Source organism: Haloarcula montana, assembly GCF_035666295.1.
Classification (GTDB): Archaea; Halobacteriota; Halobacteria; order Halobacteriales; family Haloarculaceae; genus Haloarcula; species Haloarcula montana.
This window is the reverse complement of record NZ_CP142027.1, coordinates 13,596-28,297: the sequence shown is the minus strand read 5'-3', so window position 1 is coordinate 28,297 and position 14,702 is coordinate 13,596. Positions and strand designations below refer to the sequence as shown.

Below are 14,702 nucleotides of genomic sequence, written 5' to 3'. Positions count from 1 at the left end.
TTCTGATAATACCCCAACTGCTGGAGCCAGTAGGATGTCATTCGAGGAGCAACCAGATTTCGCACGGCAGGTAGCCGATCTGAACAAATACGGTCAGGCACTCAACCGCTGTGAGACCGTCGAAGAAGTCGTTTCGCTGACGCTCGAGGCGATGTCGCTGCTCTTCGACCTCTCCTACTCGACGTTCGTGGAGGCCCGTGACGGCGAACTCCGGGTCGTCCACAGCACGAATCCCAATCTCGTGCCGGGAGACCATCCGAGTGAGACTGCCCAGCGTGCCCTCGAAACCGGGGAGACGATCGTCAGGACCGGTCCTCCAGCCGGAGTGGCTGACGATTCGGACGTGACTGCGACGCTTGCGGTCCCGGCCCAGATGGCCGACGAGGTCACTGCGGTGTTGGTCGCACGGTCGACCTCGAAGAACGCCTTCGGCGACGAGCACAGCCGCCCCTTGGAGATCCTGGCTTCCCACGCCGCGACGGCGATCAGCAACATCCGCTCGCGCGAGCGCCTCGAACGCGCCCGCCAGGATTTAGAGACGCGCAAGGAGATGATCGAACTGTACGACCGACTGCTCCGCCACGACCTGGGCAACGACCTCCAGATCATCACGGGCTTTGCCGACGCAGTCGAGGCACAGGTCGACGGCCAGACCGCCGAGTACGCCGGCAAGATCCAGCGGGCCGCCCGCAACTCCGTGGACCTCATCGAGCGGGTCGGCGACCTCGTCTCGACGCTGGAACAACAGGACGAGCCGGAGCCTCGCGACCTCGACGCGATCCTCGCCGAGACCGTCTCCCAGGCAGAGGATACCCACGGTAACCTCTCTATCGACTTCGATCCCGCGGAGTTCGAATATCGTGTCTACGGCGGCGAACTGCTCGACTCCGTGTTCACGAACCTGATATCGAACGCGGCCGTCCACAACGACGGCGACGTGTTCGTCGAGCTAGCTGCCGCGACGCCGACGCCGGACGAGATCGTCGTCCGCGTGGCCGACGACGGGCGCGGTATCGATCCGGAAGTCCGGGAAGACCTCTTCGAGATGGGTGCGAAAGGGCCGAAGAGCAGCGGGAGCGGGTTCGGGCTCGGATTCGTCCGGGCGCTCACCGAGTCCTACGGCGGCAGCGTCACCGTCGCCGAGAGCGAACACGGCGGCGCGGAGTTTCGCGTCACCCTCCAGCGCGTCTAAGCGTCGTCGACGCGGACTGTCAAACCGTCCTCCGGAAACGCTACCTGTCCCTCGTAGTGATCTGCCAGGGACGACAGCATCTCCTCGTGTCGCCCCTCGGTGTGGGGATAGAGGTGAGTCAGGTAGACACGACCGATGTCCGCATCAGCGGCTGCCAATGCCCGCCCGAGCGTCGTCGGCGTCGGATGGTTAGAGACGTCGACATCGTCGGGAAACGAGCAGTCGTGGACGAGGACGGCCGCGCCGTCGGCGAATTCGATCAGGTCCGGGTCGGCCTCGGTGTCGCCACTCAGGACGACGCTCGGGCCGCCGGCCTCGGGCTGGAGCCGGTAGGCGAAACACTGCATCGAGTGCTGGCCCTCCCTCGACTCGATCGAAAAGCCCGCGAGGTCGAACGCACCCGTTGTCCGATCCCGGAGCGTCAGATCGAGACGGTCCTGCATGTAGTCGTGGACCGCGAGCGTCTCCTCGACGAGCGCGCTCGTCCCGGGAGGACCGACGACCGTCAGGGTAGTCTCCCCGGCGAGCCAGCGGGCCTTCATCAGGACGGCCAGATCGCTCACGTGGTCCAGGTGATGATGGGTCAACAACACCGTGTCGACGCCCTCGTAACCGGTATCTGTACGGGCCAGCGCGTTCAGGACACCGCTCCCGCAGTCGACGAGCAGCGTGTCGTCGCCGTCCTGTAACAGATAACCGGACTGTGCGCGTGTCCCTGTCGGCATCGCGCTCCCCGTACCGAGAAACGTCAGTTGCATAGCCGAAACAGGACGCCCCAGCCCCTAAGCAGTTACTTCGGGAGCGCCAGCGAGGACAGCGGACCGAAAATATGGGTCAGGGGGGTTAGGGGGGATGGAGGTGTGTGGAGGGCGGGGCGGGCGGCGTCGGAGGCCAATTCAGGGCCGCGTCAGCGGAGGGGGGTGGCGGCTAGCCGTCGTCGGGGACCGGCGGGACAGGGCAGGCCCGGGACCGGATCGCCCGTCGACGGTGCAAGTGTGCCTACAGGTGCAACGGTTATAACCCCGGTCTATGCTCAAAACGGTGTTTTAGCGTCAGACCCGCTCGCCGTAGGCCCACGCCGCGGTGACGATAGCCAGGACGAGCAGTCCCCCAAGAAAGAAGGCCAGTCCCGGCGAGAGCGACAGCGCCGTTCCGCCGTCCGAGGCGGCCGTCCGGGCGACTTCGGTCGCGGCGTCGAGTTGGTACTCGGCGGGGGTTCCAGTCGCCTCGGGCGTCGCCGTCTCCGTCGCCTCGGCGATACTGATCCCACCCCCGCCGTCGCCAGCGGTCGTCTGTGGTTCCGCAGTCGCGGCAGGTGTCGGTTCCTCCTGGATCGTGACGTTTCCACCGGCGTCCGACGAGTCGGTGCCCTGACTTGTGAGGTCGACGCCGCCACCGTCACCACCCGACTGGCTGCCGGCGTCACCGCCGGACTGTGGCCCGGCGTCCTCACCACCGCTGCTGGACAGCCCGAACGGGAGCGGGAAGTTACCCAGTAGCAACTCGATGACGAAACTAGTGGCGGTGAGCAGTCCGACGACGGGGACGAGACGCTTGACGAGCGAGCGCAGCGAGCGTTTCCGCTCGCGCGTGCCGACAAACAGGACGAGCGGGTCGTCCGGCGGTTCGTACACCTTCATCTCCTGGCCCTTCTCCGAGTAGCGGGTCCCGGCGACGGTTATCAGTTCTTCCTCTTCGAGTTTCTCCAGGTGGTAGGAGACCTTCTGGATCGACATCCCGAGCCGGTCGGCCAACTCCGACGGCGTGCCCGGGTCCTCGTAGACCGTATTGAGGATCTCGCGTGCCGTATCCGAAGAGAGCGCGTCGAGGACGGCGGAGACGTCTTCGTCGACACCGACGATCTCCAGCTCCCCCTCTTGGGACGTACTGGCGTCGGGGCCTCTGGAGGGCAACAGCGACATATTCCGGTGTACCACGTTCCAGCGTAATGAATCTCGTGATAACTCCAATCTCGGTTTCACCGTCGGACCGAACGGTGAAACCCCGCTGGAGCGTTCGCCGGCACGGGGTTTCGACCGGTGGGACGGTTGCAGTTTGACCGATGTGCGGGTCGATAGCGGCGGCGACCCGACCGCGCCGGAACCCACTTGATGCCCCAGTCCTACCGTCGGGTAATGGGAGGACGCGAGCGGCTGGCAGCACTCGATCCGTCGTTCGACGCCGGGACGGTCGACATCGACGACGCCGACGTGCTCGACTTGCTCGATCCGGTCGTCCAGGAGTGGTGGGTCGAGCAGTTCGGTGAGTTCGTCCCCGGAAACGGCGGTTTCTTCACGCCGCCACAGAAGGAGGCGATCCCACTGATCCACCGCGGGGAGAACGCCCTGATCTGTGCGCCCACGGGATCGGGGAAGACCCTGGCGTCGTTTACCGGGATCATCAACGAACTGTTCGGGAAGGCCCGCGCCGACGAGCTGGACAACTCCGTCTACTGTCTATACGTCTCGCCGCTGAAGTCGCTGGCCAACGACATCCACCGGAACCTCGCGGTGCCGCTGTCGGGCATCTCCGGGAAACTCGACGAGCGCGGCGAGGACGTGGAGCTGCGTCACGCGATCAGACACGGGGACACCAGCGACAGCGAACGCCAGGCGATGTTGGAGACGACGCCCCACATCCTCAACACGACCCCGGAGACGCTCGCGATCCTGCTCAACTCTCCGAAGTTCAAAGAGAAACTCCGGACCGTCGAGTACGTCATCGTCGACGAGATCCACAGTCTCGCCGAGAACAAGCGGGGGACTCACCTCTCCGTCTCGCTCGAACGGCTGGAGGCGATGGCCGAGAACTCACCGACCCGGATCGGCTGCTCGGCGACCGTCGAACCGCTCGATACGGTCGCCCAGTTCCTCGTCGGCGGCGAGTACGACCCGGACACCGGCGCGTACGACTCCCGGGACTACGAGATCGTCGACACCCGCTTCGCCAGGGAGTTCGACGTCGAACTCTCCTGTCCGACCGACGACCTCATCAACACGCCACAGGAGGTCGTCACCGAGCGGTTCTACGGCGAACTCCACGAACTGATACAGGATCACACCAACACGCTCGTGTTCACGAACACCCGCTCGGGCGCCGAACGGGTCCTCAAGCGGCTCCGCGAACGGTTCGACGCCTACGACGAGGGCAACTCCGGCTGTCATCACGGTTCGCTCTCGAAGGAGAAACGCCAGGAGATCGAGGGTGCGTTGAAAGCCGGCGATCTGGACGTGGTGACCACCTCGACGAGTCTGGAGTTGGGCATCGACATGCCACATCTCGACCTGGTCGTCCAGGTCGGTTCGCCCAAATCCGTCGCCGCCCTGCTCCAGCGGATCGGCCGCGCCGGCCACCAACTCGGCGAGACTGTCGAGGGGCGGGTCGTCGCACTCGACCGTGACGAACTGATCGAGTGTGCCGTGATGCTCAAGAAGGCCCACGAGGGGTTCGTCGACCGCGTGTTCATCCCCGAGAACGCCCAGGACGTGGCGACCCAACACGTCTACGGCATGGCGATCAACGGGGTCCGGCCCGAACGGGAGGTCCGGTCGATCCTCCAGCGGGCCTATCCCTACCGGGGCTACACCGACGAGCAGTGGGAGCAACTGCTGCGGTACCTCACGGCGGACTACGACGGGATGGAGGACAAGAACGTCTACGCGAAGGTCTGGCGGGACACCAACGACCCGCCCGACGGGGAGTACCACTACGACGAGTACGACGTGGGCGAGCCCCTGATCGGCAAGCGGGGCCGAATGGCGCGGGTCATCTACATGACGAACATCGGCACGATCCCGGACTCGTTCACGTGTGACGTGTTCACTCGGTCCGGGGATCGCTGGGTCGGCCAACTCGACGAGGAGTATCTGGACACGTTAGAGAAAGGAGACGTGTTCGTGCTGGGCGGAGACAACTACGAGTACCGCTACCGCCGCGGCTCGAAGGTCTACGTCGATCCAACCGCCGCCCGGCCGACCGTTCCGTCGTGGTTCTCCGAGCGGCTCCCACTGTCCTACGACCTCGGCCGGGAGATACTGACCTTCCAGCGGGACCTCCTGGAACGGCTCGAACGGGGCGGGATGCCCGAGGTCCGTAACTGGCTCCGTGAGTACCCCTTAGACGAGCACAGCGTCCGCGCCGTCGCTCGGATGTTCCGCGAGCAGGTCGCCTACGCCGGCAGCGAGAGCGTCTCGACGGACGAACGGCTGGTCGTCGAGGAGGAACTGGACAAAGGCGAGTACGAGCGCCGGTACTACGTCCACTCGAACTACGGCCGGCGGTTCAACGACGGCTTCTCCCGCCTGCTGGCCTATCACGTCGCACAGACTGCAAACGCCAACGTCCAAGTGGCGGTCGCCGACAACGGCTTCACGCTCTCGATGCCGCTGAACAGGAAAGTCGACATCGAGGGACTGATCCGCGAGTTAGATCCGACGGCGGTCCGTGCGGACTTACGGGCCAGCCTCGACGGGACCGACCTCCTCCAGCGGTACTTCCGGATCAACGCCACCCGCTCGCTGATGATCCTCAAGCGGTACAAGGGCTACGAGAAGTCCGCCAGCGAACAGCAGGTCTCCGCGGAGATGTTGCTTTCTTTCGCCCAGGAGTTGGGCGAGTTCGCCGTCGTCGAGGAGACCTACCGCGAGATTCTGGAGGACAAACTCAACGTCAGCGGGATCGAGACGGTCCTGACGGATATCGACAGGGGAGTGATCGACGTGGTCGCCACGCGGGTCGACTCACCGACGCCGCGGGCGTTCGGTCTGGCGACGCTGATGGCCAGCGACGTGGTCCTCGCCGAGGACGAGTCGGCGGTCCTCCAGGAGTTCCACCGGCGCGTCCTCGACGAGATCGACGGGGAGGGTGCCGTCGCGACCGACGGCTGAGCGGGCGTGAGACACCCACTCGGCACGTCGCCCGTCCGGCTACTGCTCGGCGACGATCGGACAGTTGACCGTCGCCGTGCCGGCCGCCAGGATCTCCGCCGAGCCGGCGCTGTCGAGGTCCGAGACGGCCCCGAAATCGGCGTTGTCGTAGACGTTGACCGACCACAGCGGGGAGTAGCTGTCGTCGTCGGGGACCGTCGCCGTGACGTTGTGCGTCTGGTCGCTGTCGGCCTCGGTCATGAAGCCGGAGGCCGGGCCGCCGCCGTCCTCGCCGGGGTTCGTCTCGAAGCTGACGTAGATCGGGGACTGCGGCACGCTCCCGTCGGTCGTCGACAGCGGGGCCTCCTCGAACAGGAAGTACGAGACCACCTCGCCGTCGTACCAGCCCTCGACGAGCGACGCGGGGCTCCCGTCGGCGCTGTGGCGCATCGACGCGGTCGATCCCTCGGGGACGATCGGGCAGTTCTTGATAGTGTCCGTCGGCGTGATCTCGAAGCCGGCGTCCCGGATGCCCTGGACGCTGGTCACCGTGTTCGCTTCGTAGTCGTCGGGGACGGTCACCATGTGGACCCGCCAGAAGTCGTTGTACCCCTCGTCGCCGGGGAGCACGTCCACGACGTTCAACTGGTCTTCGACGGGATCACCGTTCTCGTAGAACAGCGCGTAGATCGGAGCCGACTGGGTCGGCTGTACGTCGAAGTCGTAGTACTCGATGACATCGCCCCCGGGGCCGTAGCCCCGGGTGAGAAACAGCGAATCGAAGTCGATGGCCTCGTCGGGGCCGGGGAGGTCGCCGTTCTGGCTCCGGCGGTGGAGCGTCCCCGCGCTGTCGCTGAACCGGTCGACGGTTGCCCGCGGTGCGTCGTCGGGGTCGGTCGGGCTCATTCCGTCATCCATCGATTCGGTGGACTCCATCGAGTCTTCGCCCTCGGTCATGGAGTCGCCGCCGTCTTCCATCGAGTCGCCGCCTCCGTCCATCGAATCGCCCTCTGTCATCTCCCCACTGCTCGTGTCCCCACCGCTTCCGGTACAGCCCGCGACCGGGAGCGTGACACCTGCGGCGGCGATCGTCGTCAGGAACGTCCGTCGGGTTCGTGGCATACACGCCATTCGGGGGGACCTGCGTACAAGGGGATTTTTCGAACTCCCGGTCGAGTCAGTCCATACTCGGGTCCGTGGCCGGGCCAGAACCGACCCAATTTCGTCACACAGCCAAACCGTTAATCCGGGGTCGGCCCCTCGGGTCGAACATGGAGTCGTTGCACCCGCGGGTGAGACTGCTGTGGGTCCTGTCGACGGTCCTCCGACTGTCGATACTCGGGGTCGTCGCGTACCTGATCGACCGGTTCGCCGTCTCGCTGCCACGGGCAGTCCTCGTCGGCGGCGTGGTCGTGCTCGTGGCGCTGGGTATCGTCCACGCCGTCCTGGCTCACCGGATCTGGCGGTTCGACCTCCAGGACGACGCGCTGTTCCTGGTCCGTGGGGTCCTGACCCGGACCGACACCACCGTTCCGTACGTCCGGGTCCAACACGTCGACACCACCCGCGGACCGGTCGAGCGCAGCGTCGGACTGGCGAGCGTCGTCGTCTACACCGCCGGCTCCCGCGGCGCCGACATCACTATTCCCGGCCTCCGTCCGGACCGAGCGACCGAACTGCGTGAACAGCTTCGGGACCTAGCAATCGAGAGCGAGGCGACCGACGCAGTATGAGGCGACTCCACCCCACGAGCGGCGTCATCAGCGTCGCTCAGGCGATGTTCCAGGGCGCGTTCCTGGGCTTTTTCGCCGGGAGCGCTCTGGCCGGGACGGGGTCGCTCCCGCTTCTCTCGGTCCCTGGACTGGCCATGGGTGGCGCGGCGCTGTTCGGTGCGTACGCGGGCGCTCGCTACCTCCGCTTTCGCTACGAGATCACCGGCGGTACGCTCGCCGTGGAATCGGGCGTGTTCGCCCGTCAGTCCCGGGAGATTCCCCTCGGGCGGATACAGAACGTCGACGTGCGACAGGGCGTGCTCAACCGGGTGCTCGGCCTCGCAGTCGTCGAGTTCGAGACGGCCGGCGGGAGCGCCACGGAGGCGACGCTGGAGTCGGTCGAGACGACCGAGGCCGACCGGCTCCGCCGGCTTGTCCAGCGACACGACCGGGAGGCCGAACCGGACCGTCCCGACGCGGAGTCGACCGAGCGGGAACCGACTCGGGAGCGGGAACCGACGGGGACGGAACTGTTCGCGTTCGGTCCCAGGGAGCTGTTGACCTACGCCGCCGTCTCCGTCCGCCCCTCGGCGCCCGTGCTGACGCTCGTCGGGCTCCCGCTCGGGCAGGACCTCGTCTTCGAGGTGTTGCGGTTCAACGTCAGGTTCGTCGGGGCCGGCGACAGCGTCGGACTGCCGATCCTCCGGGAGACGGCGGTCCCCCGACTGGTCGCACTCGCGGGACTGACGCTCCTCCAGTTCCTCGTGGTCGCGGTGTTCGTCAGCGCCGTCCTGACGATCCTGGAGTACCACGGCTTCAGACTCGTCCGGGACGGCGACGACCTCCGGTACGAACGGGGACTGGTCCGGCGTTACAGCGGGGCTATCCCGCTGGCGAAAGTCCAGACGGTCACAATCCGCGAGAACGTCCTGATGCGGCGGTTCGGCTACGCGACGCTGGTCGTCGAGACGGCCGGTTACGCCGCCGGATCACAGGGGTCGACCCAGGGTGTCGCGGTGCCGATGGCGCCGCGTGACACCGTCTACGACCTCGCGCGGGACATCGAGCCGTTCGGCGACCTGACGTTCGAACGCCCGCCGCCCCGTGCCCGCCGCCGATACGCGGTCCGGTTCGCCATGGCGGCCGGGGTACTCACGGCCGTCGCGTACGCCGCCGACCGGTTCCTCCTCCAGTCGGGCACCTGGTGGCCACTGCTGGGTCTGCTCGCCCTCGCGGTCCCCGCGGCACACCTCCGGTGGCGCCACCGCGGCTTCGCGCTCGACGAGGACGCCGTCGCGACACGGAGCGGGTTCTGGCGGCGGACGACCCGCGTGGTACCGTACTACCGGATTCAGACCGTCCTCGTCGGCCGCTCGCCGTTCCAGCGCTGGCGGCACCTGGCGACGGTGAGCGCGGACACGGCCAGCACGGCCAGCGTCCTGGGCGGGGACGCCCGTGCCTACGACCTCGACGAGGGGACGGCGACGGAACTGCGCGAGACGCTCAGGAGCCGGTTGTACGACGACCTTCTAGAACGACGGCGGCGTCGGCGCGTCGGTACCGAGGGGGACCAGGGTACCCGGATCGGACCGGAACCGCCCGACGATGCCGTCCCTGACGACGAGTCAACCGACCAGTAGCGTATCGAGCGCGTCCGGGACGACGAGCACGTCGCTGCCGGGCTCGATCGCGTCCTCGACGTGTTCGGCCGCGTGCATCAGACAGTCCTCGACGACCGTCGGGTGCTCGCTGTCGGTCACGTAGAGGTCGTACGCCCGGAGGACGCGGGCGACGACGAAGGCCCGCTGTGCACCGGGTTCGTAACCGCCGGCCATCTCTGCGTACAGGCTTTCGGCACTCTCGGCCGAGGAGAGCCACTCGTAGAACCGCTGTTCTCCGGTCCCGTCGCCGGCCCCCTCCGGCAGGCGGGCCGGAACGACGATGCGTCCGTCGGGAGCCAGCGGGTCGTAGTCACCCAGCGCGACGTAGGTCGCCGCCCGGGTCGCCTGGTAGAGGTTGGCGTCTTTCGGGGCGCCGACGCCGGCGACGACCGCGTCGTAGGTTCCCTCGATCGGGACCGACAGTGCCTCGCGGGCACTGGCCGCCAGCGATTGGACGACTGCACGCGGCTCGCCTGCGGCCGCGTCCAGGATGCCCGACGGGCCGTGGGTGACGTTCAGACAGAAGTCGACCCCCACACGGTCGCCGGCGCGGTCCAGAAACGACCGGAACGGGTTGTCCTCGACCCGGCCCAGTCGGACGCCGTCCTTGGCCAGGAGCTCGGGGCCGTGCGTGTAGCCGATCTGTGACTCGCCGCCGGCGCCGATCACGGCGGTCTTGGCACCGCCGGAGAAGCCGGCGTACTGGTGGGGCTCGACCATTCCGGTCGTCAGGACGCTGTCGGCCGCCGCTACCGTCTCGTGGATCTCGACGTCGACCCCGTCGACCCGGCCGACCGTCACCGTCGCGTCGGGGTCGTGGTTCGTCGCCAGATCGGCGTGCTCGCCCAGGGAATCGGCCAGTTCCCCGTCGGTCATCGGTCTGTGGAGGCCCAGGCCGACGACGACCATCACCTGCTCGCGGGCGACCCCGAGGGACCGCAAGCGGGAGAGCAGGGCGTCGAGTAACACGTCGTCGGGCGTCGCTCGGGTCACGTCGGTGACGACGACGGCGACCGCGTCGTCCGGGTCGACGACTCGGGCCAGCGACCGGCCCCGGGGGTTCGAGAGCGCCTGCTCGGCGGCGGCCGCCGGGTCGACCGGTTCGCCGCCCGGCGGCTCACAGACCGTCACGTCACAGTCCGGCAGTGACACGTCGATCGTCCTGTCACCGAGGGGGAGCGTTACTGTCACTGGCGGTGCTACGCCGACGGGGAGCGAAAGCGTATCGGATCGTCAGGCCGCCCTGACACTCCCCTGTGTCGGGGTTCCGTCGACCGTCACGTCGCCGGGCACGTACTCGATCGTATCGTCCCGGTCGCTGATCGTTGCGCCGTCGACGAACAGCGTCGCACCGTCGGTGCCGAGAGTCGCCACGATGCTCTCGCTGGAGCCCGATCTGACCGTGGCGCCGTCGAGGGAGAGATCGCCGTTGGAGCGCAACGTCATTCCTCTGTTGGTGTCTATCGTCGCGCCGGTGGCGACGAGTCGGCCGGAGCCACCGTCCCCCGCGCTGATCTCGATGTCACCGCCGCGGACGGAGACCGTCTGTCCGGCGATATCGACCGTTTCCTCGGCTATCAGTTGTACGCCGCCGCCACGGGTGTCGATGTCGGTCCCGTCACAGGAGATGTCTTCGGGGTTCCGGTCGGCGAGCAGCGGACTGATCCGGTCGTACCCCAGCAGGTCCCGCTCGATATAGTACCTGATCTTGTGCAGCGAGCCCGGGTCGGCACCCCGTGCGTACCGACTCAACAGCGTATCGAGTTCCGTCGTCAACCGCTGGGTCCGGTCGGTCTCGCCGGGCCGGACGTGCATCAGGATGTCGCGTAAGTCGACCATGATGTCCTCCCGGACGTACCGCTCGAACTCCGACAGCGACGGCTCGACGACGTGATACTGGATATCGCCGCCGTCGTCGAGGATCGCGACGTACGCGAACGGCTCGTCGACCCAGTACCGGTCGATCTCTTCGACTCCCTCGCGGTACGTGAAATCGAAAAACTCCGACTCCAGGAACGCCTCGGATGGGGCAGGCGCGAAATCCCCATCGTACGCTTCGAAGTACGCCTTCAGGTCGCCGACGACCGTCTGCTGTGGCTCCGGCGGTGGCTCCGTGACCGGATCGAACTGTTCGATGTTCTCGTCCGGCCGGTCACGACCCGCATCGAGCGGTTCGTCATCCGGCTGGGGAATGTCGGCGTCCTCGTCGATTCGGGTGGCCCAGTCGGCAGCCTCCGAAGGGTCCCCATCTCGGTCAGTCTCCGGGCCGGACATTGATTGTCGTATGTGAGACACCCACAGTAAAACCATTTTTGTGAGTTACACGAGGAGTATCGTTCCGTCGACAGTCTTGCGACGAACGGGTCGATACCCCGCCGAAGCGACCGGACTCATAGCGATTATTGTAGACTGTTTCCGGATCGCGCCGACACCGGGGACGGCGCGTACCGCTAAATCGCTACGATAATCACTATCACCCGCTGGCCCACTCGACCATCCGCTCGTAGACCTCGTCAGAAGAGAGCGCCGTCCGGTCGCCGACCAGTACCAGGGCCTTCTTCGCCCGGGTGAGCGCGACGTTGATCCGCCGGTAGTCCTCGAACAGCGGGCCGTCCAGATCGCCGGTCGCGACGAACGAGACGACGATCACCTCCTTACTGGACCCCTGGAATCGGTCGACGGTATCGACGGCCACGTCCGGGAGCCGTCGGTTCAGTTCCGCGACCTGCGCCCGGAAGGGGGCGATGACGCCGATGTCGGCGGCGGCGACCCCAGCTTCGCGATAGGCCCGGACCACGTCGGCGACGGCGTCGGCCTCGGTGGGGTTCGTGTTCCCGGTGCGTGAGCCCTCGGGATCGACGAAGGAGACGCGTTCCCGGAGATGGGTCGGGAGCGCGTCAACCGTCACCCCGTCGAGGTCGTCGACTTTCTGTGCCGCGACGGCGCCGTTGGCCGGACGTAACTGCCCGTCGTAGAACTCCCGGGAGGCGAACGCCTGGATGTGCTGGGCCATCCGGTACTGTCTGTCGAGCATGACGCCGGCCTCCGGGGAGGCGTCGATGAGTCGCTCGAACAGCGACCGCGTGAGCGTCTCGTCCTCGGACTGGACGACCGGCGGGAGCTGCTGGTGGTCGCCGACGAGGACGAACCGGTCGCCCAGCGTCGTCGCCGCCAGCGTCCCCGGCTCGGTCAACTGGCCGGCCTCATCGACGACGACGGTGTCGAACGACTGGCTCGCCATCGCCGTCGAGCCACAGGTGGCCGTCGTCGCGGCGACGACCTGGGCGGTTTGGAGCCGGCCCGCACACTCACCCGGATCGCCGGACTGGTCGAGCCGGTATTCCTGCATGTCCTCGCGGACGCCGCTCTCGGTGCCGACGCGGACGATGTCTGTGTAGCCCTGTTCCTCCAACGCTTCGATGGCGTTGTCGACGGCGCGGTTGGTAAACGCCGACAGCAGGACCCGATCGCCCCGTTCGACGAGCGCCCGGACCATCCGGGCGAGCGTGTAGGTCTTGCCGGTGCCCGGTGGGCCGTGAACGAGTGCGAAATCCTCAGCGCCGACGGCCCTGGCGACCGCGTCGTCCTGGGCGTCGTTGTTGTCGATGAACGTCTCTTCAGGCTCGTCGAAAGCGGGGTCGCGCCGGCCGAAGAGGACGTCTTTCTGCTCGGGCGACTGGGTCAACAGCGCGTCGTGGAGCGCGTTCTGGAGTCGGTCGGTCGTCAACTCCGAGGGGTAGACGTCCAGTCGGCGGACCGAAAGCGGTTCGTCGGCGGTGACGACGATCTCGCGGCCGCCCTCGGACCCGTTCTCCGCGGCACCGGTCGCCTCGTCCCCGCCGCCGATGCGCTCGACGCGGGCCAGTTCCGCGTCGCCGGTGATCGGATGGCCGTCGCTCGCGAGCACCAGGTCGCCCTCGCGGATCTTCGAGACCGCGCCGGTCCCGCGAGCGCGCAGTTCCCAGCGTCCGCCGTCGAGTTCCCGGCGGCCGAGCGGTTCCAGATCGATCAGCGCCCGGTCGTCGTCGGCCCGTTCCTGGGGGAGTTGTTCCCAGAGTTTGGCGTACTCGCGGTGGACCGCCCGGCGCTCAGCCTCGATGGCGTCGTAGAACCGCCGGAAGTACTCCCGCTCCTCCTCCGGGATCGCCACGCCGACCTGGCCGGCCTTCGATTCCTGATCGAGGCGGCCCGAGACGGCCATACAGGTGTCCTGCTCGAAGCAGTACTCGCACTTGGCGTTTGCCTCGTAGCCGGTCGGGACGCCGCTGTCGTGTTCCATCGCCGCGATCTCGTTGCGCGTCCGGATCACGTACTGGAGCAGGCCGGAGCCGATCGAGAACTCCTTTGCCGGCGAGAGGTCGCCGCTCTCCTCGTTCCTGTCGACCGCGGCGTTTTTGGTGTAGAGCAAGGTCCCGGTGTCGGGCGCGGCCTCCAGCGGACTCGTCGCGCCGCCGTCGGCCATCACGTCGCCGGCGGCCAGGGTGTTGGCGGCCCGCTCGCCCAGCATCAGCGCGTAGGCGGTCGCCTGGATCTTGTCCTGGAAACGCGGCTCCCGCTTGGTGTTCTTGCCGGTCTTCAACTCGACGGGCATTCCGCGTCGGACGGCGTCGGCCCGTCCTTTCATGCCGTATCGCTCCGAGATGAGCGTCATCTCCGAGCGCCACTCGTCGCGTTCAGTCAGCGTCCCCTGTTCGAGCCACCCCTCGATGGCCGCCGCGTGGTCGCGCACGTCGCCGGCGACCTCGTCGGCCTCCCGACCGAGCAGTCCGATGTCGAGTCCCGCGGCCTCGATCTGGGCTGCGATCGCGTCGTCGAGGTCCCGCCCACGGAGGAGGTCGCCGAACACCTCGTGGACGACGGTCCCTTTCACGAGCGGATAGGCCAACTCGGCCCCGTCGAGTTTCCGGAGGTAGTACATCCGCGGACACTGGACCCACGCCCGGATGTCGGTCACGTCGACCAGAAAGTCCGGCTCCACGACGACGCTGGCGTCACCGCCGGCCGAGTACTGGGTCTCCCCCTGGTACTGCCGTTGCTCGGCGTCGTAGACCGCCAGTTCCATTCCGGGTTCGAGATAGTCGGCCGTCTCGGTCCACTTGCCCCACAGGGTCACCGTCGTCGGCTCGCCGGCGCCCCGCTCGGGTCGGACCGTCACCTCACAGAGTTCACTCTCACCGTACTGTGTACTGACCGTCTTCGGATCGGCCACATCGACGACGACGCCGCGGAGTTGCACGCCTCGTGTCACGGGTGGCCACGGAAAAACGCTGTC

At 67.1% G+C, this 14,702-nt stretch carries 10 protein-coding genes; 4 read left to right on the top strand and 6 right to left on the bottom strand.

The annotated features are described in order from the left end of the window. Positions 1-34 precede the first annotated feature (34 nt). Positions 35-1,192 (top strand): sensor histidine kinase, encoded by a 1,158-nt coding sequence (locus VJ109_RS00130; protein WP_324758103.1) that lies wholly within the window; start codon positions 35-37, stop codon positions 1,190-1,192. Here the strand turns inward: VJ109_RS00130 and VJ109_RS00125 are convergent. Together VJ109_RS00125 and VJ109_RS00120 are read right to left on the bottom strand one after the other, a co-directional pair. Beyond that, positions 1,189-1,950, bottom strand: coding sequence for an MBL fold metallo-hydrolase (locus VJ109_RS00125; RefSeq protein ID WP_324758102.1), 762 nt, complete (start codon positions 1,948-1,950; stop codon positions 1,189-1,191). The genes VJ109_RS00130 and VJ109_RS00125 overlap by 4 nt on opposite strands. A gap of 294 nt (positions 1,951-2,244) precedes the next feature. After that, positions 2,245-3,114: an ArsR/SmtB family transcription factor gene (locus tag VJ109_RS00120; protein ID WP_324758101.1), complete on the bottom strand. Its 870-nt coding sequence runs from the start codon at positions 3,112-3,114 to the stop codon at positions 2,245-2,247. A 213-nt stretch (positions 3,115-3,327) separates the two neighbouring features. Between VJ109_RS00120 and VJ109_RS00115 the strand changes: the two genes are divergently transcribed. After that, the gene (locus VJ109_RS00115) at positions 3,328-6,078 is read left to right on the top strand and encodes an ATP-dependent helicase (protein WP_324758098.1); all 2,751 of its coding nucleotides are present in this window, start codon (positions 3,328-3,330) and stop codon (positions 6,076-6,078) included. A 39-nt stretch (positions 6,079-6,117) separates the two neighbouring features. Here the strand turns inward: VJ109_RS00115 and VJ109_RS00110 are convergent, their stop codons facing one another. Then, the gene (locus VJ109_RS00110) at positions 6,118-7,179 is read right to left on the bottom strand and encodes a hypothetical protein (RefSeq protein WP_324758097.1); all 1,062 of its coding nucleotides are present in this window, start codon (positions 7,177-7,179) and stop codon (positions 6,118-6,120) included. 149 nt (positions 7,180-7,328) lie between these two features. Here VJ109_RS00110 and VJ109_RS00105 point away from each other — a divergent pair, with 149 nt between their 5' ends. Continuing rightward, positions 7,329-7,790, top strand: a complete 462-nt coding sequence (locus tag VJ109_RS00105) for a PH domain-containing protein (protein WP_324758095.1) — start codon at positions 7,329-7,331, stop codon at positions 7,788-7,790. After that, positions 7,787-9,409 (top strand): PH domain-containing protein, encoded by a 1,623-nt coding sequence (locus tag VJ109_RS00100; protein ID WP_324758093.1) that lies wholly within the window; start codon positions 7,787-7,789, stop codon positions 9,407-9,409. Before VJ109_RS00105 ends, VJ109_RS00100 begins: the two co-directional genes overlap by 4 nt. Here VJ109_RS00100 and VJ109_RS00095 read toward each other — a convergent pair. From VJ109_RS00095 to VJ109_RS00085, 3 genes are all read right to left on the bottom strand, one after another. Beyond that, positions 9,395-10,621 (bottom strand): lactate racemase domain-containing protein, encoded by a 1,227-nt coding sequence (locus VJ109_RS00095; RefSeq protein ID WP_324758091.1) that lies wholly within the window; start codon positions 10,619-10,621, stop codon positions 9,395-9,397. The genes VJ109_RS00100 and VJ109_RS00095 overlap by 15 nt on opposite strands. Before the next feature lie 42 nt (positions 10,622-10,663). Next, positions 10,664-11,704, bottom strand: coding sequence for a hypothetical protein (locus tag VJ109_RS00090; RefSeq protein WP_324758089.1), 1,041 nt, complete (start codon positions 11,702-11,704; stop codon positions 10,664-10,666). 199 nt (positions 11,705-11,903) lie between these two features. After that, a complete protein-coding gene (locus VJ109_RS00085) occupies positions 11,904-14,666 on the bottom strand; it encodes an AAA domain-containing protein (RefSeq protein ID WP_324758087.1) in 2,763 nt (920 codons plus the stop codon). Positions 14,667-14,702: the final 36 nt, after the last annotated feature.

Bases quoted from the DNA above. Each gene is read 5' to 3' on its own strand.
- VJ109_RS00130 (WP_324758103.1), top strand. From the start codon at position 35: ATGTCATTCGAGGAGCAACCAGATTTCGCACGGCAGGTAGCCGATCTG.
- VJ109_RS00125 (WP_324758102.1), bottom strand. From the start codon at position 1,950: ATGCAACTGACGTTTCTCGGTACGGGGAGCGCGATGCCGACAGGGACA.
- VJ109_RS00120 (WP_324758101.1), bottom strand. From the start codon at position 3,114: ATGTCGCTGTTGCCCTCCAGAGGCCCCGACGCCAGTACGTCCCAAGAG.
- VJ109_RS00115 (WP_324758098.1), top strand. From the start codon at position 3,328: ATGGGAGGACGCGAGCGGCTGGCAGCACTCGATCCGTCGTTCGACGCC.
- VJ109_RS00110 (WP_324758097.1), bottom strand. From the start codon at position 7,179: ATGCCACGAACCCGACGGACGTTCCTGACGACGATCGCCGCCGCAGGT.
- VJ109_RS00105 (WP_324758095.1), top strand. From the start codon at position 7,329: ATGGAGTCGTTGCACCCGCGGGTGAGACTGCTGTGGGTCCTGTCGACG.
- VJ109_RS00100 (WP_324758093.1), top strand. From the start codon at position 7,787: ATGAGGCGACTCCACCCCACGAGCGGCGTCATCAGCGTCGCTCAGGCG.
- VJ109_RS00090 (WP_324758089.1), bottom strand. From the start codon at position 11,704: ATGTCCGGCCCGGAGACTGACCGAGATGGGGACCCTTCGGAGGCTGCC.